Genomic DNA, 23,275 nt, shown 5'->3' with positions numbered 1-23,275 from the left:
CATGTCTTTAAGTAATCCCTCCCTGACCCTCCCTTTATCAAAGGAAGGGAAAGCTGAAGAGAATTACGTGGGCCGGTTCGCGCCATCGCCAACCGGCCCTTTGCATTTTGGTTCCCTCATTACCGCAGTCGCTAGTTACTGCGATGCCAAAGCCCATCAGGGGCGCTGGCTAGTCCGCATTGAAGATACCGACATCCCGCGAATTTATCCCGGCAGCGAAGAACATATTTTGCGTGCCTTGGATGCTTTTGAATTCGAGCCAGATGGTGAAATCATTTATCAGAAAGATCGTCTGGATATTTACGAAAATGTGATCCAGCAACTGCGCCAGCAGGGTCTGGTCTATGCCTGTCAATGTACCCGTAAAATGCTGGGTTCCAATCATATTTATCAGGACACCTGTCGTGACTTAGGTTTGCCTTTTGAACATCAGGCAATTCGGGTCAAGGTTGAAGATGTTGAAATCTGTTTTGAAGACCGTCTGCAAGGCCGACACTGCTCACAACTGAAAAAGGACTTGGGCGATTTTGTCTTAAAACGCCGTGATGGCATCATGAATTATCAGTTGGCAGTTGTGGTCGATGACTATCTGCAAGGCATGACCCATGTAGTCCGTGGCGCAGACCTTTTGGACAACACTGAACGTCAGATTTACCTAGGTCAATTACTAGGTTATCCGCGTTTAAGCTATATGCATTTACCACTGGCAATGAATGATCAGGGCCAGAAACTATCCAAGCAAAATCTGGCGCAAGCACTGGATCTTGATCAAGCTCCCCTGCTCTTGCAAAAAGCACTTCAAGCCCTATGTCAGGTGCCCGTAGAACTGGATCGCCCTGCTCATATGCTCGAACAAGCCGTCGCACAATGGGATATTTCCCGAATCCCGCATACAACTGAGCTACAAGGTCACTATTTATAAAAACAGGTTTTCACTTAAGCTAAAAGCAATAACACAGGCGAGTGAGGACTATAAAAATGTTTTTTATTTTTGGTGTAGGACCGAAAACCAAAGTCATTGAGAAAAGTCAGTTTCTTTGTCCAGTCTGCCGAACTCGTTCTGGGTATGAACTCAAACAGCAGCGTAATTATTTTTCTTTATTTTTTATTCCGCTGATTCCACTTTCCAAGGCGAAAAGTGCTTTTGTGCGTTGCCTGAATTGTGGAACTGTCATGCCGAGCACAGTACTTGACCATGCTCAGCCCGATCCACAGCGTCCGTCTAATCTAGAAGCTTGATTCTTCCCGGCTTGGATTGACCTGCTGAGTCGTCGAATCAATTTTCAAAATCAAACTGATCATCACTGCACAAACAATAAGTGATGAACCGCCATAACTAATAAATGGCAGGGTCAACCCTTTGGTTGGCAATAGGCCCATATTCATCCCGGCGTTTACCAGAATCTGTAACAGGAAAATGATACTGATCCCATAAGCCAGATAACCTGCACGCAAGTACTGATGCTGCAAGGCACGATGCCCAATCCGGATACAGCAGACCATCACCGTGAAGGACAGAATCAGAATGGTAGAAATACCCAAGAAACCAAATTCTTCCCCTAAGATTGCCAACATAAAGTCAGTATGCGCTTCCGGCAGATATGACATTTTCTGGATACTATGGCCTAGCCCTACTCCGGTCCATTCACCACGACCAAACGCCATCAAGGCATTAGAAAGCTGATAACCGGTACCGAGCGGATCTTCCCAAGGATTCGAGAAAGACAATAAACGTTGTAAACGATAAGGTTCCAGAGCAATCGCAGCAGCAAATGCACCCAATAAAGTAATAAAAGCGACACCGAACTGAATCCAGGGTGCACCAGCCAGGAAGAATACACCGAGCATGGTCAGGGTGATTACCACTGTTGCCCCTAAGTCAGGCTCAAGAATAATCAGGCCAACGGTTGCACCCATGATGGCACTTAATCGTACCAAGCCTTTGATATTATTACGAACCTCTTCAGCACGACGGACGACGTAGTCAGCGGTAAAAATCGCCATCATGACCTTAGCGACTTCGGAAGCCTGCAAGGTAAAACCGGCTACCCGAATCCAGCGCTTGGAGCCGTTTACTTCAGTCCCGACAAAGAGTACGGCGACCAGCAAAACAATGGTAATAATCCATAAAAAGAAAGTGTTATTGAACCAGACTTTTAATGGAACTTTATAGGCTAAAAAGGCTGCACCCGCCGCAACCAGAATCGAGATCGCATGTCGGGTCACATAATGGAAAGCATTCTCATGCATCCGTTCCGCATAAGGCATCGAAGCCGATGCCACCATGATCGAACCGATGCACAGCAAAGCCAGCACACAAAAAATCAGCACATTACGCGGATTAACTTCAGCGGGTAACTTAGGTACCCACTGCTGATAAAATTGATTAATTTTATTGATCGCAGTCTGAGCAAACTCAGCCATATCACGAATCCTTGTTATTCTTAATTGAGTTCATTCACGTAGGCCACAAACTTGCGACCACGTTCCGGATAACCGGAGAACATGTCAAAACTTGCACATGCAGGAGACAATAACACGACATCATGTGCCTGAGTGCGCTTCTGACAAATTTCTACTGCTTCCTGCAGGCTTTCCGCATGCACCAGCTCAGTTGTACCCGCAATGGCTTTTTCAATAATTGGACGGTCCACACCAATTAATACAGCTATTTTTGCATACTTAGATAATGAGTCACGTAAAGCAGTAAAGTCCTGACCTTTACCCTGACCGCCAAGAATAATGGCAACTTTACCACCTTGAGCTTCGATTGCCATGCCCAAGCCATCAAGTGCTGCCAGTGTTGCACCAATATTGGTTCCTTTGGAGTCATTATAATAACGTACCCCATTGACTTCTTTAACAAATTCGCAGCGATGTTCCAAACCTTTGAAGGTTTTTAACGTATCCAGCATAACGTCCATTGGCAGGCCAATTGCTTCACCTAGAGCCAGACAAGCCAAGGCATTCGCCACATTATGGGTACCTTGAATGTACATGTCAGAACTTTTGAGCAGACGTTCACGACCACGTGCCAGCCAGATCGTGCCATCCTTATCTTTGAGAATACCGTACTGGTTGATGTCGGGTGCATTCAAACCAAAGCTCTGCATCGGTGTTGCATCTGGAACCAGTGGACGGGTCAGTGAATCATCACGGTTAAACACCACTTTTTTCACGCCTTGGAAAATACGGTGTTTGGCGGTGTGATAACCCATCATGTCGCCATGACGATCCAGATGGTCTTCACTCATATTCAGAACAACAGCCACTTCAGCCTGCAAGTTTGATGTGGTTTCTAACTGGAAGCTCGACAACTCCAAAATATACAGTTCAGGATCATCTTTGGTCAGATCCAGTGCTGGACGACCAAGATTCCCCCCAACCGCCACTTTTTTACCCGCATTCGCTGCCATCAGACCGATTAAAGTAGTTACGGTACTTTTGGCATTGGAACCGGTAATCGCCACAATCGGCTTATCAGTCGCACGACGTAAAATCTGGATTTCACTTACCACAGGAATACCTTGATCTAGTGCTGCCTGGATTTCAGGCAGTTTTGGATCGAGTCCCGGACTGATGATAATTTCTTCGGCAGAGAGCAACAGATTCTGGTCAAACTTGCCAAAACTGGTCTGTACTTCCGCAGGAATCTGGTCATGTCCCGGAGGGGTAGCTCTTGAGTCCGTTACTGCAACGCGGTAGCCCTGGCCATGTAAGAAGTTGACCGCAGCAACACCTGAAATCCCGAGTCCTGCAACGACTTTTAATCCACCACGTTGTATTAACATTTTCGCCCCATTTTCTGGTCTATTTTAAAACTGACGAAATGGTAGCACTTTGCTGTTTTGAATGCTTTTTCTGTTTTGACTTTCTCTGGCATTTTTTGTGTCAGGGCGTAAAAAAATATCGTTAAATCTTCATCTTTAATCGGTTTAATAATTAATAAATTTTTATTGGAGCCATCATGGGAATAAAAGTTAAGACTATGCTATCCATAACTTGAAAGGAAAATCAGATAACGCTTCCATTCATAATATAGAAAAATAGTGGATTCTTTTCACCTAGATAAATTAATAAGTTTTTAAAAAATAAAAAATGAGGGAGCTTATTTCTAAGCTCCCTACTCATTTGCATGCTCAGTTTTTATTCTCAAACAGAATGAAAGTTTACTTCCATTTCACTGCCTGAGCTTTAGGTTTAGAATCCGAGCTTTGCTCCGATGCCGGACAGGCACAGTTACCGCCACAGCCACTGGCCATAGCCGGTTTTAACCATTTCGCCAGCGTATGCCAGTCCTTGGCTGCACAGGCATCAGACAACTTCTGGAAGACTGAGCGTGAAGTATTCGGAACTACCTTTTTAAATACCACGAGCGCACTCCAGACAACCAGTACCGCTACAATCAGAATTTCAATCATCTCAATCTCCCATTCACATGATCAGTCAGATCGAGCCAAGGTTTCCCTTCAGCCAGTTTAACCCAAATAATGTGATGCAATTTGATAAGTCAGGAATGACATGAAATATGCCAAACCAAACAGGTAGAAGGTCATAAAGCTGACCGTTTTCCATGAACCGGTTTCACGCTTCACAGTGGCTAAGGTCGCCAGACAATGTGGTGCATAAATAAACCATACCAGTAGAGACAAGCCGGTCGCGATCGACCAGCCCAAATCACCGCCGCCACTAATCAGTGCCGCCAGACCCTCAGACATGGCATCTTCATCGACTGCAGACAAGGCATAAACCGTACCCAGTGCTGCCACGACAACTTCACGCGCTGCCATCGCCGGAATCAGTGCAATACAGATCTGCCAGTTAAAGCCCAATGGTGCAAAAATAGGTTGCATCACATGGCCCAGCATCCCGGCAAAGGAATAATCGATATCCGGTAAAGTTGCACCTTCTGGTGGTTGCGGGAACGTACACAGGAACCAAAGCAGGATGGATAGCGCAAAGATGATGCCACCGACACGCTTCAAGAAGATTTTGCCGCGATCAAGCAAACCAATCCAGACGTTTTTCACATCCGGGAAACGGTAACTTGGCAGCTCCATCAACAGCATATGCTGAGACTTGTCTTTATGGAAAAATTTCAGGATAAAGGACACAATCAACGCACTCAGAATACCAGCCATATACAGACCAAATAACACCAGACCTTGCAGGTTCATGAAACCCCACACGGTTTGCTCAGGAATAAACGCTGCAATCAACAAGGCATATACCGGCAGACGTGCTGAACAGGTCATCAGTGGTGCCACAAATATCGTGGTCAGACGATCACGTGGATCACTAATCGTCCGTGAAGCCATAATTCCCGGCACGGCACAGGCAAAGCTGGACAATAGAGGGATGAAAGCACGGCCCGAAAGACCTGCCTTAAACATCAATTTATCCAGCAGGAAGGCAGCACGTGGTAAATAACCTGATTCTTCCAGTACCAGAATAAAGAAGAACAGAATCAGAATCTGCGGCAGGAAGACCACGACCCCACCCGCGCCGGCAATAATCCCGTCAACCACCAAGCTGTTTAATAAAGGATGAGCGATCAGTCCACCCATGTACTCGCCCAACCAGCCGAAGAAAGTTTCAATCCCATCCATGAATGGCGCAGCCCAAGCAAAGACCGCCTGAAACACCACAAACATCATAATGGCTAAGCTAAGCAGGCCCAATACCGGATGCAGGAATATCTTGTCCAGAAAATCAGTACGTTTATCTTCCTGATCGGCATAATTCACCACATCTTTCAGAATGCTGGTAATCTGATGATGGTGATCGCCACTCAAACCGCTGAGTTCAGTTTGCGGAGCAGAAAACTTGTTTTTATCCAGTGCATTTTTCAGGTTTTCAATGCCTGAAGTACGCACAGCTACCGTTTCAACCACAGGTACACCCAGACGTTCAGACAGTTTCTGAGTATTAATCTGCATCCCGCGACGGCGTGCTTCATCCATCATGTTCAGCACCACCAGCATTGGACGACCCAGCTGAATCATTTCCAGTACCAGTCCCAGATGCAGTTTTAGGTTGGTTGCATCTACAACGCACAGGAAAGTATCCTGCTGGCCTTCTTCTGCAATTTTACCCTGAACCACATTACGGGTAATTTCTTCGTCCGGGCTAGTCGCATCCAGACTATAAGTTCCTGGCAGATCCAGTACACGTACCGGTTTGCCTGAAGGAAGCGTAAAATTCCCGACTTTACGTTCAACCGTAACCCCGGCATAGTTGCCGACTTTTTGACGAGATCCGGTTAAATGGTTAAATAAAGAAGTTTTACCGCAGTTTGGGTTACCGACAAGGGCAATACGTAAGGTATCACTCATGCCGCGGCTCCCTGTTCAATTTCAATCTTGGCCGCTTCCGATTTTCGTAAAGCAAAACGCGTAAACCCTACCTGAATAAGAATCGGATCCCCACCAAAAATACCTTTGGTAATGACTTGTACCTGAGTCCCTGGTACAAAACCTAAAGTTTCCAAGCGACTGGCCACAACATCGTGGGAAGCGCCTTTACCATCAGTAGTTCGATTAACTTTTCGAATGATGGCAGTTTGTTTTGCTTTCAAATCAGACAAACGCACCGTGAAAATTCCTAAGACTTTTGTACAGTATACAAACAAATGAGAATAATTAACAAATAAGTATTAATTACATTTCTTCTTGGCTGTATAGCACATCGACATGTCAGTAAAATTAAACTAGAGTGGAGAATAGCAATCAGGCTTCTCGCTTTTAAAAATTATCTTCATTAAACATCATGCTGAATAAAAAACCTCGCATTCCTAGTCCAGTTCAGATTCCTGAAGCTTTCAGTTACTTACAGGGTTTTCGTGATTATCTGATTGCCCAGACAGTGAGCCCTCATACCCGAAATGCCTATTTGTCTGATCTGATCCAGTGTGCTGAATGTCTGGTTAAACCTTTACCAGAATGGAACCATGATGATATTTCCGATGTGCTGATTGAACTGACCAAACAGCAAAAAAGTCCACGTTCAATTGCACGATGTTTGTCCGCCTTACGTTCTTTTTATAAATTCCTGCGGGAACAAAAACTGCGGAGTGACAATCCGGTCGCTGCCCATAAAACACCAAAACTGGGCCGTGCCCTGCCCAAAGACCTGTCTGAAGCTGATGTCGAAGCGCTGATTCATGCACCCGATATTAATACTGCCCTTGGTTTACGTGATCGTGCTATGTTTGAAGTGCTTTATGCGTGCGGTTTACGGGTGACGGAACTGATTAATCTGCGTCTGGATCTGATTAATTTAAAACAGGGCTATTTGCGTATTGTCGGTAAAGGCAATAAAGAACGTCTAGTGCCGATGGGACAGATGGCCTGTGAATGGGTAGAAAAATATTTACAGGAAGCACGTCCGCAACTTTATAAGACAGCGACTGATTATCTGTTTCTCACCCAGCATGGTGGGATCATGAGCCGGCAGAATTTCTGGTATGCCATTAAACGCTACGCACTACAAGCCGGAATTCAGGCTGAACTGTCTCCACATACTTTGCGCCATGCCTTCGCCACGCATTTACTTAATCATGGCGCTGACTTACGGGTAGTACAAATGTTGCTAGGTCATAGTGATTTATCCACCACACAGATCTATACCCATGTGGCACAAGTTAGAATGCAGCAACTGCATGCAACCCATCATCCACGGGCTTAAGAGCTGATTTGAATAGAATAAACTGAGAAGTTTGACGTAGCTCTATCTTTTTTTGCTATGCTAATGCTCTGTTTTTAGTCCAAGAAAAAAAAGGGTTATTATGACATTTGCCCGCACCAAAATTTTTATCGCTTGTCTGCTTGCTACCGGTCTGGGACTGAGCGCATGTTCCAATTCCAATAATTCAGATAAAAAGCAAGATACGCTTACAGCAAGTGCACCGGCGACGGGTGAAGCCTCTAACCTTAGCGAACGTAATGCACAGCAACGCCTGATTTCAACGCTCGAAGGTCATTTCAAAAAAGCGGGAATTAACGCAAAAATCACGGGTATTAAAACCACTGAAGTACCCAACATGTCATGGGTCAGCCTGGAAGGTATGGCACCCGTCTATGTGACAAATGATGGCAAATATCTGATTCAGGGCGATGTCATTCGCCTTGGAGATAAAGAGCTGCATAATGTCAGTGAAACTTTGCAATCTGACGTCAACAAGAAAATCTTTGCAAACCTTAAAGCGGAAGACCTGCTGATTTATCCAGCCAAAGGCAAAACCAAGCATGTGATCTATGTCTTTACCGATGTTAGCTGTCCATATTGTCACAAATTCCATGAACAGATGGATGAAATGAACAGCAAAGGTATCGAAGTGCGTTATATTGCCTGGCCACGTGGCGAGCAGCATATGCCTGCCATGGAAGCCATCTGGTGTAATTCCGACCGTCGCGCAGCCTTCGACCAAGCCATTGCCGGTGGATCTATCACACCGACTACTTGTAAAAACCCTGTGAAAGATCAATATCAAATGGGTCTTAATATTGGTGTTAATGGTACCCCGGGCGTATACAGTTCTGAAGGACTTTATCTCGGTGGCTATATGAGCACATCAGAATTATTGGATCGACTTAAATAACTCATTTTAATTAGTTATTTAACTTTATTTTATAGATGAAGATATTCTGAAATGACCCTAGAGTCAGGCCGCTTTTTTAGCTATGATCTAGGCTCTCGTAAAAAACTGTTTATATTTGGAGTGTGACGTGAAACCAGTTCGTCTGGCAATCCTCGGTCTTGGTACTGTGGGTGGTGGTGCCCTTAAACTATTAAAAGAAAATGCTGCTGAGATTAAACGTCGCACCGGTCGTGAAATTCAAATTACCCATGTTGGTACGCGTCGTCCGCGTCCTGATCTGGATCTACCTGAATCAGTCAAACAAAGTGCAGATCTGCTCGATATCGTACGTCAACCTGATGTAGATGTGGTGGTTGAAGTCATGGGCGGTATTCACCCTGCTTATGAAGTGATTAAAGAAGCCATTCTGCATGGCAAACAGGTCGTAACTGCCAACAAGGCCCTATTGGCTGAACATGGAAATGAACTGTTCAAACTTGCCGATGACAACGCTGTGCAAATTGCTTACGAGGCAGCGGTAGCTGGCGGCATTCCAATTATTAAAGTGATGCGTGAAGGTCTGGCAGCCAACAAGATTGACTGGCTGGCTGGCATCATTAACGGTACAGGCAACTTCATCCTGACTGAAATGCGAGATAAAGGCCGTGCCTTTGCTGATGTACTGAAAGAAGCACAAGAACTGGGTTATGCAGAAGCAGATCCAACCTTCGATGTAGAAGGCATCGATGCAGCACACAAACTGACATTACTGGCCTCTATTGCTTTTGGTATTCCGTTGCAGTTTGATAAAGTCTTTACTGAAGGCATTAGCAAAATTACTGCACAAGACGTGAAATATGCTGAAGACTTAGGCTTCCGTATCAAACACCTCGGTATTGCGCGTCGTGCTGAAACCGGTATTGAACTCCGTGTACACCCTACCCTGATTCCTGAAGAGCAATTGATCGCTAATGTGAATGGTGTGAAAAATGCAGTTCTGGTTCAGGCCAATGCGGTTGGTCCTACACTGTATTACGGTGCAGGTGCGGGTGCAGGTCCTACAGCTTCTGCAGTAGTCGCAGATGTCGTGGATATCGTACGTGATATTTCTTATACTGAAGATGGTGCTGGTACAATTCCGCAACTGGCTTTTGAAAGCTTAAGTGACCTGCCAATCCTGCCACGTGAAGAAATGACGACTGGATACTACATCCGGATCAATGCTGAAGATCAGACCGGAGTACTGGCTGAAGTAACCTCTATTTTAAGCCGCGAAGGCATCAGTATTGATGCAATTCTGCAGCAGTCACGTCTGAAAGATCTTATTCCTATCGTGATCCTGACTGATCCAGTCAAGGAAGCGAAAATGGATGAAGCGTTAAAACAAATTCAAGCTCTTCCTGTCATTCATGGCGAAATTGTACGAATTCGTTTAGAATCGCTTGATAATTAATCGGGTCGAGGGGACACTCTCCCCTTGCCAAGCTCTACACACAATTGGAACATCATCATGTCGAATGCCAATCGTTATACTGGTTTAGTTGACCGCTATCGCGACCGTTTACCAGTGTCTGCAACTACTAAAGCCGTTTCTCTGGGTGAAGGTAACACGCCACTGATTAAGCTTGCGAATATTCCGCGCATTATTGGCAAAAATGTTGAAATTTATGTGAAGTACGAGGGCTTAAACCCGACTGGTTCATTTAAAGACCGTGGTATGACCATGGCGGTAACAAAAGCGGTTGAAGAAGGCTCTAAAGCGATTATCTGTGCTTCTACAGGTAATACGTCAGCAGCTGCAGCAGCTTATGCAGCGCGTGCAGGTATCAAGGCGTTTGTTTTAATCCCAGAAGGCAAAATTGCGATGGGCAAAATGGCGCAAGCGATGATGTATGGTGCGATCACCATGCAAATCCGCGGTAACTTCGATGACGGTATGCGTCTGGTAAAAGAAATCGCTGACAAAGCACCTGTCACTATCGTGAACTCAATCAACCCATACCGTCTGCAAGGTCAAAAAACCATTGCTTACGAAATCGTGGATGAATTGGGCCGTGCACCAGATTACCACTGCCTGCCTGTAGGTAATGCGGGTAACATTACTGCGCACTGGATGGGTTATACCGAAGCGGTTGCAAATCAGCCTGCTGGCGAGTTTGAGCAAGTGGTTTACGACGCTGCTACTGATGCCTTCACTGGTCCTAAACCTGAAGGTCTGCCAACAATGGTAGGTTACCAGGCTTCTGGTGCTGCACCTTTCCTTCGTGGTGCACCTGTTGAAAATCCTGAGACTGTTGCAACTGCAATCCGTATTGGTAATCCACAAAGCTGGAACCATGCGAAAGCGGTTGTTCGTGATTCTAAAGGCTGGTTCGATGAACTGACTGATGCCGAGATTCTGGAAGCGCAACGTCTTCTTTCTATGTATGAAGGCGTATTCGTAGAACCTGCATCTGCAGCTTCAATCGGTGGCGCAATCCGTGACATTAAAGCAGGTAAAATTGCTGAAGGTTCTGTGATCGTGTGTACTGTAACTGGTAACGGTCTGAAAGATCCGGATACTGCGATCAAACAATGTTCTGATGCCGTAATGCTTTCAATTGACGCAACTTTAGAACAGGTTCGTGAATCAATTCTTTCTAATATGTAATTTAGATTGAAATAAAAGGCCCTGCAATTGCAGGGCTTTTTATATGCGCTTAAAAAAGATTAAACACGTTGTTTAGGCAGGCTAGATACCCAAGTCATCAGACGAGTCGCATCATTGGTACGTGCAGCAGTTGAATCCGCACCTAATACCACGACCACCACAGGACGGTTATTCAAGGTGGTGTGCATGACGACACAACGTCCTGCTTCATTAATATAACCGGTTTTAGACAGATTGATATTCCAACCACCATTACGCACCAGTGAATTGGTGTTGTTGGATTTCAATACACGGTAACCCAGGTTGAAATCATAGCTGGCAGTGGTAGAGAATTGACGGATCAGGCCATACTGTGAAGCGGTATTGACCAGAATCCCCAAATCACGTGCAGAAGACACATTGCCAGGATGCAGGCCAGTAGATTCCATATAGTGGGTTGAATTCATGCCCAGCTCTTTAGCTTTGGCATTCATCTTCGCAATGAAGGCTGCACGACCGCCTGGATAAGTACGCGCCAATGCAGCTGCAGCCGGGTTCTCAGACTTCATCAAAGCAAATAATAAGGCTTCAGCACGATTCATGCTGTCCCCGGCTCTTAAGGTAGAACTTGAGCTCTTACAGCCTGCACAGGAAAAATCAGCCTGTTGCAGAGTAATTTTTTCAGACATATTCAAACGCGCATCTGAAATCACTACTGCAGTCATCAATTTGGTAATCGACGCAATCGGGTAAGCATTATTGGTATTTTTACTGAATAACACTTCACCTGTCTGTGAATCCATCACCAGAGCTGCACGCGCACTTACAGCAGGTTGATTAATAAAATGACTATTATCAATAATCTGCACAGGTTTTGTCGGTACTGGTGCTGGTGCACCGCCCTGACGAATCGTCGTCGTAACAGTTGCTGAACCTGGTGGTGAAGGTTCTGCAGCAGATACGCTCAAATTATCATTCATGAGCTGATTGACTTCATCAGAAGACCAGCTGATGCTGGATCCGCCCTCTGTTGTGCCAGAATTCATAATGATTTCAGCAAAACTTGTCGTGCTCATGCTGATTAACACGGACAGGCCGAGTAGATGCCTTAAAGACTTGTTTATTTTCTTCACTATTCCTTCACTCAACTAACAGAGGTAAGATTGATTTGCGTATTACCTCTAATATGCCTTACATTTAAACACAATGCCGAACATTTTTTGTTCTTGACACTATGTGATAAGTTTCAGATTTAATCTGCGAATAGGATTGCTAATTTTGTAGTTTCATTGCAAGCTTATTTTGCTTTATGTAACAAAAAAATGATTTTTTAATGAGGGAGAGTCTAGGTGATCACAGTTTTAGTTGTCGACGACCATGAATTAGTTCGTACTGGAATTTGCAGAATGCTGGAAGACCATGCGGATGTTCAGGTGATTGGACAGGCTGAATCTGGTGAAGAAGCAATTACCCTCGTCCGTCAGCATCATCCCAATGTGGTTCTGTTAGATGTCAACATGCCTGGTATCGGTGGTGTAGAAACCACACGCCGTTTGCTACAGACTGCTCCTGAAACCAAAGTTCTTGCGGTCAGTGGCCTGGCTGAAGAACCTTATCCTTCACTATTATTGAAAGCAGGTGCCAAAGGTTATATCACCAAAGGTGCACCTGTATCAGAGATGGTCCGTGCCATCAATAAAGTCATGCAGGGCGGTAAATATTTCAGTGCCGACATTGCTGAACAGCTGGCGAGTTCTTACCTGTCCGATACCCAGCAATCCCCTTTTGATGCACTGTCTGAACGTGAAATGCAGGTAGCCATGATGGTTGTGAACTGTATCAGTGCGCAGGAAATTGCCGACAAGCTGTTTGTGAGTGTTAAAACAGTTAATACTTACCGTTACCGGATCTTCGAAAAACTGAATATCGATAGTGATGTTAAACTAACCCATCTTGCAATGCGCTATGGCCTGATTAAACCTTAATTTAACCCTCTGCTTAATGCGGTTCCTATGGCGCAAACATCCAGTTATTCTGAACTGAATCAATATCATCTGGGCCTATGGTATAGCGCCTACCGCCTGATTATCAGCACGGGTCTGTTGCTGATTTTTCTGCTGACTTATCCTGATATGACTACAGATTATCAGTATCCTAAACTCTATCACTATGCCTTAATGATTAGCGTCGCCGTCAATACTGTGCAGCTGTTTACGCTGAGATGGGTAAAGCGCCTGATTCAGCCGCAGTTCATTCTGATTTTTGCCAGCGATGTCTTTTTTCTCAGTTTATTGACCTTGGCCAGTCAGGGTCCAAACGTGCATCTCGGACTGATTTTTGTTATTACCATTTTTTCAGCCTCATTATTGCTCGATGCCAAGAAGGCCCTGATCATCACCCTGATTGCGGTGATTAGTATCATCTACCAGCATTTTATCGGCAGTATTTTTGCCTTTTCCTCGCTTACCAATATCGGGAATAGTGCCCTGCTGGCCTTTTTGTTTTTTGTCGTCTATGGCTCAGGACAAATTGCGGTACGGCGCTTTCAGATTCTGGAAAACCTGAATTTTTCTCAATCGCTGGAACTATATCGCTTACAGAATATTAACCGCTATATTCTGGAACAGATTGAAACCGGCTATCTGGTTTTAGATGAGAATTACCATGTGGTGCTCAGTAATCCGGCTGCCTGTCATCTGCTGGGCATTGAGCCAATGTATGCCCATGAAAGATTTTCGTTATACCAATCTCAAAATGACCTGTTTGAACTGATCCGTTTTGAAAATCTGGAAAATGGCGAGCGGTTTCAATTTGAATCCCAGCAGAGTCGTTATAATATTCACGTGCAGGTACAAAAGCTGATTGTGCCGCACCAGACTCTGACTCTCCTCGTGCTGCAAGATGCCCGTAAACTTAATCAGCAGGTGCAACAGTTAAAGCTTGCTGCTCTAGGCCAGCTTTCCGCCAGTATTGCCCATGAAATTCGCAATCCTCTGGCTGCCATTGTACAGGCCAATGATCTTTATCTCGATTCTGAACCTGAACAGCAACAAGTTCTGCATCAGATGATTAGCCGACAGGCCACCCGGATTGACCGGATTATTCAGGACACCCTGAATATGGTGAAGAATAAAGAAACCCATCCAGTCGTAATTCAGCTGAATGAATTTATACCACTGTTTATTCAGGAAGATTTAGCAGATGTGGCGGACCAGATTCAATTTAATATTGATGTACCACTGGCAATTCAGTTTGATGAGGCCCAGTTACGTCAGATTCTAATTAACCTGATTCGTAATGCTATCCGTCATAATTCACCGGATTCGTCCCATATTCAATTGAATATTCACCCATATGAACATAAGGTATGGATAGATGTCCGGGATTTTGGCTCTGGTGTTGCCACCCATGATCAGGAATTATTATTTAAACCTTTTTTCAGCACGTCTATCCATGGAACGGGACTCGGACTATATTTATCACACAGTTTTTGTGAAGCCAATCAGGCACAACTCAACTACATTTCACAAGAACAGGGCGCATGCTTTCGGATTAGCTGTCAACGTGTGACAGCATAAAAGGAATAAGGGGAAATATTGTGGAACGACAACCACTGGTTTTATTGGTGGATGATGAGGAAGATCTATGTACCCTCATGCAAATGTCATTGATGCGCATGGGAATCCGTACGCATATTGCTCATCGTCTGGAAGATGCAAAAAAATGTCTTAGGGATCATCAATATGATGCCTGTCTGACAGATCTAAATCTTCCTGATGGCAATGGTCTGCAATTACTGGACTGGATTAACCAGCATTCCCCTCACCTTCCGGTAGCTGTTCTAACGGCTTATGGCAATATGGATATTGCTATTGCTGCACTCAAGGCAGGTGCATTTGACTTTGTTAGCAAACCGATCAATCAAAAGCATCTGGAACAACTGCTGCAAAAAGCACTGAATAAACCAGTAGACTATTATCAGAATAATTCCAATGATTCATTAGAACATAAATTGCTGATTGGACAATCTCTGCCTATTCAGCAATTGCGGGTCACCTTGAAAAAAATTGCCCGTTCTCAAGCTCCGGTATTTATTACTGGTGAATCAGGGACCGGGAAAGAAGTGGTGGCCAATCTGGTCCATCGTCTTAGTAACCGCAATGAAGGACCTTTTATCGCGATTAACTGCGGTGCAATCCCGACTGAATTAATGGAAAGTGAACTGTTTGGCCACAAGAAAGGCAGCTTTACTGGCGCGACTCAGGACAAACAAGGACTAATTCAGTCTGCCCATGGAGGTAGTTTGTTCTTAGATGAAATCGCCGAATTACCGCTATCTATGCAGGTTAAACTGTTACGTGCCGTCCAGGAAAAACGCATTCGTCCCGTCGGTTCCGATACTGAAATTGATGTCGATTTCCGTGTCATTAGTGCCAGCCACCAGGATCTCGATGCGCTGGTACAACAAGGCAAATTCCGTCAGGATTTGTTCTTCCGTATTCACGTGATGGATCTGGTCTTACCACCACTGCGTGAGCGCGGCCAAGATATTCTGCTCCTCGCTGAGCATTTTGTTCAAAAGATCTGTCAGGAATGGGAGATTCCTGCGAAAAAACTGACGGAACGGAGCAAGGAATTTTTACTGGAGCAATACTATCCGGGCAATGTACGCGAACTGCGTAACATTATTGAACGCGCAATTACTTTGAGTGATGAAGACAAAATTGATCTTCAGCATCTGCAAACTGCTCCACTGCGTCATACGGTATCCGTCCAATCAGAAACGGCAAATCTGGCAGAGCCGACCTCATCTACGGATCAGATCATTATTCCCAAGAAACTCCCCGAGGAAGGTCTGGAACTGTATTTAGAAAAGATTGAAAAAGAAATTCTGCTGAATGCTTTGAATCTGACGCATTGGAATCGTACATTGGCCGCCAAAAAACTCGGTATGTCGTTTCGCTCTTTACGTTATCGTCTGAAAAAATTCGGACTGGATACCGAAGAAGAGGAATAATTATTTCTGCAGGAGCAGCAAGTCTGTGACGTGATCCAGATAGCTCTCCTCACGCGCATCCTGACCGAGAGGATAGGTGAAATGTGGCTGAATCCCCTGTCCTTCAATCATATTGCCGCTCGGGCTAAAGTATTGCGATACAGTCATCTGCAAAGCAGAGCCATTGCTCAAAGGAAACAGTTTCTGCACCACCCCTTTGCCATAGCTCTTTTCCCCTACCACCCAGGCACGATTATGTTCTTTCAGAGCAGCAGTAAATACTTCTGCAGCGGAAGCCGAACGGTTATTGATCAGAATACCAACTTTCAGGTTCTGGAACTCAATTCCTGGTAGTGCCTGAAATTGCTGATTGCCTTCAGAACGGCTCTTGGTCGAGACAATAATGCCCTGATTCAGGAACAAATCTGCTGATTCAACAGCCGCAGACAATAAACCACCCGGATTATTACGTAAGTCAAACAGCACTGCTTTCAGGCGATTGGTTGAATAACTTTCAATAATTCGCTTGATTTCATTAGCAGTATCTTGCTGGAAAACTTTGACTTGCAGCACCAGAACCTGATTACTGTGTAAAGTCGATTTAATCTCGGTATCCACTTTGGTATTGCGGACCAGTGTAATCGGTACACTTTGCGCAGAAAGCTGAAGCGTTAAAGTAGAGCCAATGGCACCAGTCAATAAATCTCGCACCTGCTCACGTTTCAGCGCACTCAAGACCTGATCATCAATCTTATAAACTGTGACACCATTGCGAAGGCCTTGTTTGGCAGAGTCAGCATCCGGACTTAGGCCTTGTACCATCCATTGTTTTAGCTGTGGATTAAAATGCAGATCAAAATCAATACTGGCCAGATCACCTTCAGTATATTCACGCAGCTGTTTATAGTCTTCAGGAGATAAATAGCGGGAATAGCGGTCCAGGCCGCTCACCAAACCTTGAATGGCTTGCTGGAAAAGCACATCGTCATTTTTGTCTTGAATATAATTATCTTTGACGATGCCATAAATCTGAACAAATTCCTGGATGGATGTAACAGGAATTTCATTATAGACCTGTTCATCCATTTCCAGTTCATCGAGTGCCATCTCGGTCGAAACAGCACTCCAGGCGGAATGACTCAAACACATCAGTAAGCAGGATAAGACTACAGACTTGCCATGTGTTTTTATCATTCTTAGACCTGTTTTATAAAAGATTAAGCGTGCAGCTCAATAAGATTGCGACCCTGCATTTCAGCTGGTACCGGAATTTGCATCAAGTTCAGCAGGGTTGGTGCAACATCAGCCAATACGCCACCTTCTGCGATTGTTGCAGAGCTTGGACCCACATAGATAAATGGAACCAGTTCAGTGGTATGCTGGGTATGCACTTGACCGCTCTGATAATCCTGCATCTGCTCCACATTACCATGGTCTGCAGTAATAATCATATGACCTTTTTTCGCCATCACAGCTTCATAAACTCGGCCTAAGCAAGTATCCACGGCTTCAACGGCTTTCACTGCTGCATCAAATACACCAGTATGGCCGACCATATCACCATTGGCATAGTTCACAACCAGTAGGTCAAACTCGCCTGAATTGATCGCTGCCACCAGTTCATCTGTTACTTCATAGGCACTCATTTCCGGTTTCAGGTCATAAGTCGCAACATTTGGAGATGGGATCAGGATACGTTTTTCACCTGGATATTCATCTTCACGGCCACCGCTAAAGAAGAACGTTACATGCGCATATTTCTCGGTTTCTGCAATACGTAGCTGAGTTTTACCCAGGTTCGACAGATACTCACCTAAAGAATTTACCAGCGCTTCTGGCATATAGGCTACTGGTGCATCAATGGTCGCCTGATAACGGGTCAACATTACGAATTTCGCCAGATTCGGTACAACCTTACGTTCAAAACCGGCAAAATCTTTTTCAACAAAGGCACGAGTCAATTCACGGGCACGGTCAGCACGGAAGTTCATGAATACGACGCTGTCGCCATCCTGAATCTTCACAGTGTCGCCAATGCGAGTCGCTTTTACGAATTCGTCTGATTCCTCTGCAGCATAAGCCTGTTCCAGACCTTCAACTGCACTAGCTGCAGTACGCACTGCTTCACCTTCAGTCAGCAGACGATACGCTTGCTCTACACGATCCCAACGGTTGTCACGGTCCATGGCAAAATAACGACCGATCATGCTGACAATACGACCCTGGCCCGGATATTGAGCAAATAATGCATCCAGTTTTTCTAAAGAGGGTTGCGCACTTTTTGGTGGTGTATCACGGCCGTCGAGAAACGCATGCAGATAAACCTGAGCACCGCGTTTTAAAGCCAGTTCAGCCATCGCCACGATATGATCTTCGTGTGAGTGCACACCGCCTTCAGACAACAGACCCATAATGTGGACTGCGCCATTTGCTGCTTTGGCTTTCTCAACCGCATCTACCAGCACTTCATGTTCGAAGAAAGCCCCAGTACGGATATCTTTGGTAATACGGGTAAAGTCCTGATACAGCACACGGCCAGCACCAAGATTCATATGACCGACTTCAGAGTTCCCCATCTGACCATCAGGCAGGCCGACATCTTCACCTGAACCTGAGATCAAACCATGCGGATGCTTTTCCTGCATAGCAGTTAAATTTGGTCGTTTAGCCGCTAAAAACGCATTGTCTTCGACCGCTTCGCGATGACCCACACCATCCATAATCACCAAAACGTGAGGGATTTTGCCAGCAGTTGCATCCGTCATAATGAAATACTCTTTTCGTCTACGAATTAATCGCTCTAGTTTACCGAATTTTGCAAAAAGAGGCCATGACCAGACGATGGTTTAAGCCTCTTGTTGCGATTGATTTCTTCTATTTTCCTGTAGTTTAGCGGGCCCGATGGAGCAAGTAGCCGCCAATAGCAAACATCAGCAAAATAGGAATAAATACAAACCATGCCGGTGACGGCGCATAGACCAGACTGGCATAACCGAGAAAATCCTGCAGATAGAAGAAGCCTAACCCTGCGAATAACGCAATCACCAAACGGAAGCCCATCGATTGCTGACGCAATGGCCCAAAGATAAATGAACAGGCAATCACTACCAGCGCAATCAGGGCAAATGGCGAACCGACTTTCTGCCAGAAAGCCAGCTGATAGGTTTTAGGTACCTGACTATATTCATGCATATAGCTCATAAAGCTCACCAGCTGGCTTGGCGATAAATCTTCCGGATCAATCGTCACCATATGCACATATTTCGGCTGCAAGGCCAAAGCCAGTGGTTGCTCATCATGCTGTACCAGTGTCGCATTGCCGTTTTGTAAAATATCAAACTGTTCTGTGCTACCTAGTTTCCAAGCCCCATCTTTGACGAATTCACCCTGCTTGGCATCCAGAGTACCCCGCAGTCGGTAATTGTCATCAAAGTCCAGCATCTGTACATTTTTCAGCTGGCCCTTGGCGTTGGCATAATCAATATAGATAAAGCGATTACCCTCACGCGTCCAGTAACCTTTCACTTCACCAATTTTGACTGGCTTGTTATAGCTTTTGACTGCTTTGGCCTGTTCATTGGTATATGGAATCACCCACTCGCTCAGGGCAAACGATAATACGACCAATAGCAATGCTGAACGGATCACCCAGCCGACAATCCGCCACAGACTGACTCCGACTGAACGCATTATGATCAGTTCACTATTGGAAGCCAATGTACCTAAACCGAGTACCGCGCCAATCAGTGCCGAAATTGGCAGGATTTCATAAAGATAATTCGGTGCCCCCCAGAGTACATATTTCAAGGCATCCCAGGCACCATAGCCTTCTTTCAGGGAACCCAATTCACCTAAATACGTAAATAAGACCTGCAGACCTGAAAGAACAGCGGTTGCCCCAAACATCGCCAGCGCGGTGGTTCCGGTCACATGTTTGGCAACTATACGACGTGCTAACATTGTTAAGACCTCACTCGCTGAATCCGTTTTTTAATTTTTGGCGCCAAATTCTGTTTACGTGAGAACAATGCACCGGCTATGGCATATATGATCAGGACCAATGGATAAGCCCAAATGCCCATTTCCGCCTTGCTGACCCGGGTTTTGATCGCCATCAGGGCGACGATCAGGCTGGCAAAGATCATCAGTGCCGGGAATAATTTGAGATAGCGACCTTGACGTGGGCTCACTTCAGACAGGGCTACAGACAAAATCAGGGCAATTACAATGGCAAATGGTACAAAGACACGCCAGCCAAGCTCACTGGCTACCACCGGATCCTGACGGTTTTTCCAAAGCTGTCCGGTCGGCAAGGCCTCGACTTCATCACTGGCCAGTTCTGCTTCTTTATCACTTTCGATCCGTAAACGATAGCTTTCAAATTCAGCCTGGGTATATTGCGGCGTGCCTGGATAAATTTCATAGCGGCGGCCATTGACGAGATCGACCACATTGGCCGCATCATGCGGCATTTCAATTCGGGTCGCTTCCTGCGCCAGAATCATCACATCTGGCTTGCCTTCTTTTTCCGCACGCTGATAGAAGAAGATATCTTTCAGGTTTTTGCGATCTTCGGATAGATCTCCGGCATAAATGGTATAAGGTCCGGAAGAGATAAATTCTTTGGGCCGAACCAGATCAAAGCCGGTTCGTACTGCCTGCTCACTGGTCAAGGCTTCGAACTGTCGAATCCCCCACGGTGAAGCCCACAACATGAGAAAGCCTTGTGCAAGGAGATAGACCAAAGTCATCGGAATCAAAAGACGTGCCAGCTGATGCCGGCTAATTCCGCTACCATTTAAGACCGCCATCTCATGATCAACATAGAGACGACCAAAGACCAGCATTAAGCCAATAAAGAACCCAAGTGGAAGAATCAGGGTCAGGAATTCAGGCAGACGATAACCAATGATGCTGAACAGGATACCAGCATCCAGACGCCCCTGTGCGGCCACACCAAAATACTTGATCAAACGACCGCCCATCATGATAAGGGTCAGTAAGGCAATCACCACCAAGGAGGTCGATACCACTTGCTTGACCAGATAACGCCGAATAATCAAATTAGTTCTTCCAAAATGAGCTCCATAAAACGAGTGCTAGTTTACCCGAATAGCAAAAATATAAAACCTAGGTGGCTCTGCCCATTGAAAATCTATTCGGATAAATGTTTCAATGCTTGAATGATTTGCAAATCTAAACAGGCGTGAAAACAAGATATGAACCTTACAATTAATACGTCATTCCCAGAGAATGGATCAAGTCAATCTTTGTTGATTTTAGTCGACTCAGAACAGATTCAGAGCGCTGCATCAACATACCAAATCAACAGCCTAGATACATTAATTGAAGCATCTCAATTCAAGGCTGGTCTGGCAGAAAGTTTAAGCCTGATTGGACAGGTCAGCCAGTCTCAGCATGCGGCCCTGATCGGCCTCGGCAAGACTGCCGAATTACAAGCGGGAAAACTGGCGAAAATTGCCCAAGCCATTATTAAAGGCTCTCAAAAAAAATTCAAACAGATTTCTGTTGATCTGACACAACTTCCACAAGAATTGCACTATCTGTTTGCATTGGCTTTAACTCAAGCCAGCTACGGCTATGACGAATACAAGTCAAAAAAGAACGAATTTATTCTGCAGCAGATTGATTTCATCGCTGCCGAAACTCCGCTAACAGCTGAACAGTTGCAATTGATTCAGGCCGTTCAGACTGGTCAGAATCTGGCGCGTGATCTGGGTAATCGTCCTGGCAATATTTGTTTCCCAGAATATCTGGCAGAACAGGCGCAAGCGCTGGCGGCTCAATATCCGGACCTGCTTAAAGTAACTGTACTTAATGAACAGCAAATGGCTGACCTTGGTATGGGTGCCTTCCTTGCAGTTAGCAAAGGTTCAGACCGTCCAGGCCGTATTATTACAATTGAATATCTGGCGCATCGTGAAGAAGCACCAGTGGTATTACTGGGTAAAGGCATTACTTTTGATACCGGCGGTATTTCATTAAAACCAGGCGCTGGCATGGATGAAATGAAATACGATATGTGCGGTGCAGCTTCAGTTCTGGGCACGCTTCGTGCACTATGCGAATCTCGTTTACCAATTCATGTGGTAGGTGCGATTGCTGCAGCGGAAAATATGCCATCGGGCAAAGCCACCCGTCCAGGTGACATCGTAACCACCATGAGTGGTCAAACTGTTGAAATTTTAAATACTGATGCTGAAGGCCGTCTGGTACTCTGTGATGCGCTAACTTATGTGAAACGCTTCAACCCTGCCCTGGTGATTGATATTGCAACTCTAACCGGTGCTTGTGTAGTGGCCTTAGGTTCAGTCTTGACCGGTATGTTTACGCCAGACAATGAGCTGGCTGCAGAGCTTGAAACCGCCGGCCAAAATGCATTTGACCGTGTATGGCGCATGCCAGTACTGGACGACTATCAGGAACAACTGGATTCACCATTTGCTGATATTGCCAATATTGGTGGCCCTAAAGCCGGTTCTGTAACAGCTGCATGCTTCCTGCAACGTTTTACGCGTGAATATCGCTGGGCTCACTTGGATATTGCAGGTACTGCATGGAATTCAGGTCCAAATAAAGGCGCAACTGGCCGTCCAGTACCTCTATTAATGCAATTCCTGGCTAATCGCGTTCAAAAGCATGGCTAAGGTCAGCTTTTATTTATTTGAAAAAAGCCCTGAACGACAAGTGGACAGCACTTGTCGTTTATGCCGTAAAATTTTGCGTCAGCCAGAGCGTATCTGGCTGCTGTGTGCCGATCCTGCCTTACAGCAGGAACTGGATGAAAAGCTATGGAACTTTGATCCTGCCAGCTTTATTCCGCATGGAATCGATCAGCCAGATGCGACCGTTTGTATATCGGCTCAATTACCAGAGCAGCCTGGCTGGATTATTTTTAATTTTAATCCGGAAGCACTTGAACCTGATGCGAAATTTAGTCACATTATTGAGATTATTGAAAACAATGAACCGGCTAAACAGCTGGGACGTGAGAAATATAAACAATATCGTCGCTTTGGCATTCAGCCAAATACCTTTAAGCTCTAAGTAA

The 23,275-nt window shown here is 45.3% G+C and carries 21 protein-coding genes; 11 read left to right on the top strand and 10 right to left on the bottom strand.

Features of this window, described 5'->3' with window-relative positions; translation table 11 throughout:
- The first annotated feature begins 1 nt into the window (after position 1).
- Together gluQRS and FTV13_RS06005 are read left to right on the top strand one after the other, a co-directional pair.
- Positions 2-922 carry a tRNA glutamyl-Q(34) synthetase GluQRS gene (gluQRS, locus tag FTV13_RS06010; RefSeq protein WP_180011338.1) on the top strand — a complete coding sequence of 307 codons (921 nt, stop codon included), beginning with the start codon at positions 2-4 and terminating at the stop codon, positions 920-922.
- Between the two features lie 56 nt (positions 923-978).
- Entirely contained in the window at positions 979-1,239 is a 261-nt protein-coding gene (locus FTV13_RS06005; protein WP_159124363.1) for a zinc ribbon domain-containing protein, read from the top strand.
- On the opposite strand, the gene ftsW is transcribed toward FTV13_RS06005, so the two are convergent.
- The 5 genes from ftsW to FTV13_RS05980 form a co-directional block, all read right to left on the bottom strand.
- Entirely contained in the window at positions 1,228-2,424 is a 1,197-nt protein-coding gene (gene ftsW, locus FTV13_RS06000) for a putative lipid II flippase FtsW (RefSeq protein WP_004787257.1), read from the bottom strand. The genes FTV13_RS06005 and ftsW overlap by 12 nt on opposite strands.
- Positions 2,425-2,444: 20 nt before the next feature.
- Entirely contained in the window at positions 2,445-3,791 is a 1,347-nt protein-coding gene (gene murD, locus FTV13_RS05995; protein ID WP_180011336.1) for a UDP-N-acetylmuramoyl-L-alanine--D-glutamate ligase, read from the bottom strand.
- A 378-nt stretch (positions 3,792-4,169) separates the two neighbouring features.
- Positions 4,170-4,421: a DUF6587 family protein gene (locus tag FTV13_RS05990; protein ID WP_180011334.1), complete on the bottom strand. Its 252-nt coding sequence runs from the start codon at positions 4,419-4,421 to the stop codon at positions 4,170-4,172.
- Positions 4,422-4,478: 57 nt separating this feature from the next.
- A complete protein-coding gene (locus FTV13_RS05985) occupies positions 4,479-6,335 on the bottom strand; it encodes a ferrous iron transporter B (RefSeq protein ID WP_180003813.1) in 1,857 nt (618 codons plus the stop codon).
- Positions 6,332-6,592, bottom strand: a complete 261-nt coding sequence (locus FTV13_RS05980) for a FeoA family protein (RefSeq protein ID WP_004787267.1) — start codon at positions 6,590-6,592, stop codon at positions 6,332-6,334. The genes FTV13_RS05985 and FTV13_RS05980 overlap by 4 nt, the downstream gene beginning before the upstream one ends.
- A gap of 176 nt (positions 6,593-6,768) precedes the next feature.
- On the opposite strand from FTV13_RS05980, the gene xerD reads away from it, so the two are divergent.
- From xerD to thrC, 4 genes are all read left to right on the top strand, one after another.
- Positions 6,769-7,686 carry a site-specific tyrosine recombinase XerD gene (xerD, locus tag FTV13_RS05975; protein ID WP_159124366.1) on the top strand — a complete coding sequence of 306 codons (918 nt, stop codon included), beginning with the start codon at positions 6,769-6,771 and terminating at the stop codon, positions 7,684-7,686.
- A gap of 100 nt (positions 7,687-7,786) precedes the next feature.
- Positions 7,787-8,599, top strand: a complete 813-nt coding sequence (locus tag FTV13_RS05970) for a DsbC family protein (protein ID WP_034703409.1) — start codon at positions 7,787-7,789, stop codon at positions 8,597-8,599.
- 127 nt (positions 8,600-8,726) lie between these two features.
- Entirely contained in the window at positions 8,727-10,031 is a 1,305-nt protein-coding gene (locus FTV13_RS05965) for a homoserine dehydrogenase (protein WP_005233480.1), read from the top strand.
- 57 nt (positions 10,032-10,088) lie between these two features.
- Positions 10,089-11,228: a threonine synthase gene (gene thrC / locus FTV13_RS05960; protein WP_104426956.1), complete on the top strand. Its 1,140-nt coding sequence runs from the start codon at positions 10,089-10,091 to the stop codon at positions 11,226-11,228.
- A gap of 59 nt (positions 11,229-11,287) precedes the next feature.
- Here thrC and FTV13_RS05955 read toward each other — a convergent pair whose 3' ends face one another.
- A complete protein-coding gene (locus FTV13_RS05955) occupies positions 11,288-12,340 on the bottom strand; it encodes a serine hydrolase (protein WP_034703413.1) in 1,053 nt (350 codons plus the stop codon).
- A gap of 216 nt (positions 12,341-12,556) precedes the next feature.
- Between FTV13_RS05955 and FTV13_RS05950 the strand changes: the two genes are divergently transcribed.
- The 3 genes from FTV13_RS05950 to FTV13_RS05940 are packed head-to-tail and all read left to right on the top strand — an operon-like array spanning position 12,557 to position 16,224.
- Positions 12,557-13,192: a response regulator gene (locus tag FTV13_RS05950; protein ID WP_005233474.1), complete on the top strand. Its 636-nt coding sequence runs from the start codon at positions 12,557-12,559 to the stop codon at positions 13,190-13,192.
- 27 nt (positions 13,193-13,219) lie between these two features.
- A complete protein-coding gene (locus FTV13_RS05945) occupies positions 13,220-14,785 on the top strand; it encodes a PAS domain-containing sensor histidine kinase (protein ID WP_180011332.1) in 1,566 nt (521 codons plus the stop codon).
- Positions 14,786-14,802: 17 nt separating this feature from the next.
- Positions 14,803-16,224, top strand: coding sequence for a sigma-54 dependent transcriptional regulator (locus FTV13_RS05940; RefSeq protein ID WP_180011371.1), 1,422 nt, complete (start codon positions 14,803-14,805; stop codon positions 16,222-16,224).
- Here FTV13_RS05940 and FTV13_RS05935 read toward each other — a convergent pair whose 3' ends face one another.
- From FTV13_RS05935 to lptF, 4 genes are all read right to left on the bottom strand, one after another.
- Positions 16,225-17,397 (bottom strand): S41 family peptidase, encoded by a 1,173-nt coding sequence (locus tag FTV13_RS05935; protein ID WP_034703419.1) that lies wholly within the window; start codon positions 17,395-17,397, stop codon positions 16,225-16,227.
- A 23-nt stretch (positions 17,398-17,420) separates the two neighbouring features.
- Entirely contained in the window at positions 17,421-18,968 is a 1,548-nt protein-coding gene (gene gpmI, locus FTV13_RS05930; protein WP_180011330.1) for a 2,3-bisphosphoglycerate-independent phosphoglycerate mutase, read from the bottom strand.
- A 124-nt stretch (positions 18,969-19,092) separates the two neighbouring features.
- Positions 19,093-20,163 (bottom strand): LPS export ABC transporter permease LptG, encoded by a 1,071-nt coding sequence (lptG, locus tag FTV13_RS05925; RefSeq protein WP_180011328.1) that lies wholly within the window; start codon positions 20,161-20,163, stop codon positions 19,093-19,095.
- A gap of 2 nt (positions 20,164-20,165) precedes the next feature.
- Positions 20,166-21,266 (bottom strand): LPS export ABC transporter permease LptF, encoded by a 1,101-nt coding sequence (lptF, locus tag FTV13_RS05920; protein ID WP_180011326.1) that lies wholly within the window; start codon positions 21,264-21,266, stop codon positions 20,166-20,168.
- Positions 21,267-21,422: 156 nt separating this feature from the next.
- Here lptF and FTV13_RS05915 point away from each other — a divergent pair, with 156 nt between their 5' ends.
- Both FTV13_RS05915 and FTV13_RS05910 read left to right on the top strand, forming a co-directional pair.
- Positions 21,423-22,871 carry a leucyl aminopeptidase gene (locus FTV13_RS05915; RefSeq protein ID WP_180003799.1) on the top strand — a complete coding sequence of 483 codons (1,449 nt, stop codon included), beginning with the start codon at positions 21,423-21,425 and terminating at the stop codon, positions 22,869-22,871.
- Positions 22,864-23,271, top strand: a complete 408-nt coding sequence (locus FTV13_RS05910; RefSeq protein WP_179992212.1) for a DNA polymerase III subunit chi — start codon at positions 22,864-22,866, stop codon at positions 23,269-23,271. Before FTV13_RS05915 ends, FTV13_RS05910 begins: the two co-directional genes overlap by 8 nt.
- Positions 23,272-23,275 lie beyond the last annotated feature (4 nt).

Source organism: Acinetobacter sp. YH12235 (assembly GCF_013417705.1).
In the GTDB taxonomy this organism is placed as follows: Bacteria; Pseudomonadota; Gammaproteobacteria; order Pseudomonadales; family Moraxellaceae; genus Acinetobacter.
The sequence above is the reverse complement of the archived record's forward strand: the minus strand, read 5'-3'. Positions and strand labels throughout refer to the sequence as shown.

Bases quoted from the DNA above. Each gene is read 5' to 3' on its own strand.
- FTV13_RS05990 (WP_180011334.1), bottom strand. From the start codon at position 4,421: ATGATTGAAATTCTGATTGTAGCGGTACTGGTTGTCTGGAGTGCGCTC.
- murD (WP_180011336.1), bottom strand. From the start codon at position 3,791: ATGTTAATACAACGTGGTGGATTAAAAGTCGTTGCAGGACTCGGGATT.
- gpmI (WP_180011330.1), bottom strand. From the start codon at position 18,968: ATGACGGATGCAACTGCTGGCAAAATCCCTCACGTTTTGGTGATTATG.
- FTV13_RS05935 (WP_034703419.1), bottom strand. From the start codon at position 17,397: ATGATAAAAACACATGGCAAGTCTGTAGTCTTATCCTGCTTACTGATG.
- FTV13_RS05985 (WP_180003813.1), bottom strand. From the start codon at position 6,335: ATGAGTGATACCTTACGTATTGCCCTTGTCGGTAACCCAAACTGCGGT.
- FTV13_RS05970 (WP_034703409.1), top strand. From the start codon at position 7,787: ATGACATTTGCCCGCACCAAAATTTTTATCGCTTGTCTGCTTGCTACC.
- xerD (WP_159124366.1), top strand. From the start codon at position 6,769: ATGCTGAATAAAAAACCTCGCATTCCTAGTCCAGTTCAGATTCCTGAA.
- FTV13_RS06005 (WP_159124363.1), top strand. From the start codon at position 979: ATGTTTTTTATTTTTGGTGTAGGACCGAAAACCAAAGTCATTGAGAAA.
- ftsW (WP_004787257.1), bottom strand. From the start codon at position 2,424: ATGGCTGAGTTTGCTCAGACTGCGATCAATAAAATTAATCAATTTTAT.
- FTV13_RS05910 (WP_179992212.1), top strand. From the start codon at position 22,864: ATGGCTAAGGTCAGCTTTTATTTATTTGAAAAAAGCCCTGAACGACAA.
- FTV13_RS05915 (WP_180003799.1), top strand. From the start codon at position 21,423: ATGAACCTTACAATTAATACGTCATTCCCAGAGAATGGATCAAGTCAA.
- thrC (WP_104426956.1), top strand. From the start codon at position 10,089: ATGTCGAATGCCAATCGTTATACTGGTTTAGTTGACCGCTATCGCGAC.
- FTV13_RS05945 (WP_180011332.1), top strand. From the start codon at position 13,220: ATGGCGCAAACATCCAGTTATTCTGAACTGAATCAATATCATCTGGGC.
- gluQRS (WP_180011338.1), top strand. From the start codon at position 2: ATGTCTTTAAGTAATCCCTCCCTGACCCTCCCTTTATCAAAGGAAGGG.
- lptG (WP_180011328.1), bottom strand. From the start codon at position 20,163: ATGTTAGCACGTCGTATAGTTGCCAAACATGTGACCGGAACCACCGCG.